Here is a 1,430-nt window from a genome sequence, read left to right on the forward strand (position 1 = left end):
GGTCGGAGCGGGGGTCGTCGCTGGCGCCGACGCGGGGGTCGGCGCGGCCCCGCCTTTAGCGCTGGGTCGTGGCGATGATGCGGGCCGAGAGCGCGTCGAGCTCCTGGCCGCCCTGCGCGAGCTGGGCCTCAGCCGCCTGGTAGTACGCGGGGTGGTTCGTCGCGGCGGCCAGGGCGTCGGTCGCGCCGGCGACGTACGCGCTCAGCGCAGCCTGCCACGCGGTGGCCCCCACGGTGTCGGGCATCGCAGCCAGCTGCCCCTCGCCGGCCACCTGGTCGCACAGCGCCTTGGCAGCCGCGGGGACCGCCGCGGCGTCCTGGCGCAGGATGATGCCGTGCAGCGTGGCCGCGTCCGAGCGCAGAGCATTGACACTCGGCGTGGCCATGATCGCCCAGGCGCCGATGGACGCCATCGTGCCGCTGCCATTGCTCACCGAGTTGGCATTGCCCAACGCGGCGGCACACGAGGCACTGGCCCCCGCAGCCGGACCAGCCGCAGTCGGCGGCGTACTGGGACTGGGACTGGGACTGGGACTGGGACTCGGGCTGTTGGTCACGGCCGCCGGATTGGCCACAGCGGCGTTCCCATTCGCCCCGGCGCCACCACCGGCGGCCACCGCACCACTCGCGGCCTTCGAACTCCCCGACCCGTTCGACAGCAGATGCCACCCGAACGGCCCAACCGACCCCACCACCGCCAAGGCAGCCACCACCCCGAACGCGATGCGCCGATCAAAACGATCATCAGCCGCCCCGGACTCGTCATCACGGGACGGGGGCTGCTCGGGCGTCGTCGTCATGCATCAACGGTCGGACGGACCGGCGGACCGTGCCAGCGCACTGACCCTTATGGCTGATGGGGCCTGGCCGTGCTGTCGCATATCAGTGCTACCCGTCGCGGCAAGCTCGCAGGCACGTGCTTTGCAGCGCGGCTCGCCGATCGGCGGTGTGGAGCGCGCGCATAGCGTCCATCGATGGTCGCGGTGGATTCGTCGGCCGGAGGTCGAGCGGTGTGCGCTGGGCGGCGCCGGCGTGCTGGTCGCTGCTGGATGGGGCGTCGAGCGAGGGCTGCGCGGTCAGCGCGAGTGGTGATGGCACGGGAGCGCTGTCTTGTCAGAGGCGTGCGCGGCGATGGTGAAGCGTGGCGCCTCGTGGGCTGTCCGCGGTCGGCGTCCCGGTCACGGTGAGGCGGTCGGGCGTGGTGCTGGGTGGCTGCGGTGTCGGGAGTGTGAGCGGCGCGGAGTTTCGGCGACATGCGGGTCGAGGAACTGCGGGCCGCGAGTGGTCGGCCTGCGGATCGCGGGCGCGCGGCTTGCGAGTAGTCGGCATCCGGGACTGGGAGCGTGGGGCGCGAGCTGGCGGGGCGCGGGCGCCTGGGCAGCTGCGGGTGGCCGGGTGCGCCGGGGCCGCGGTGGCGGCGGGTTGCATGTG

General features: G+C 73.4%; 1 protein-coding gene. It reads right to left on the minus strand.

Annotated elements, in window-relative coordinates:
* Positions 1 to 55 precede the first annotated feature (55 nt).
* Positions 56 to 799 (minus strand): hypothetical protein, encoded by a 744-nt coding sequence (locus KGQ19_RS48610; RefSeq protein WP_212022435.1) that lies wholly within the window; start codon positions 797 to 799, stop codon positions 56 to 58.
* Positions 800 to 1,430 lie beyond the last annotated feature (631 nt).

The organism is Catenulispora pinistramenti, assembly GCF_018274385.1.
Taxonomy (GTDB): Bacteria; Actinomycetota; Actinomycetes; order Streptomycetales; family Catenulisporaceae; genus Catenulispora; species Catenulispora pinistramenti.

What these genes read in the sequence shown, in the direction of transcription:
- KGQ19_RS48610 (WP_212022435.1), bottom strand. Translation starts at nt 799, where the DNA reads ATGACGACGACGCCCGAGCAGCCCCCGTCCCGTGATGACGAGTCCGGG.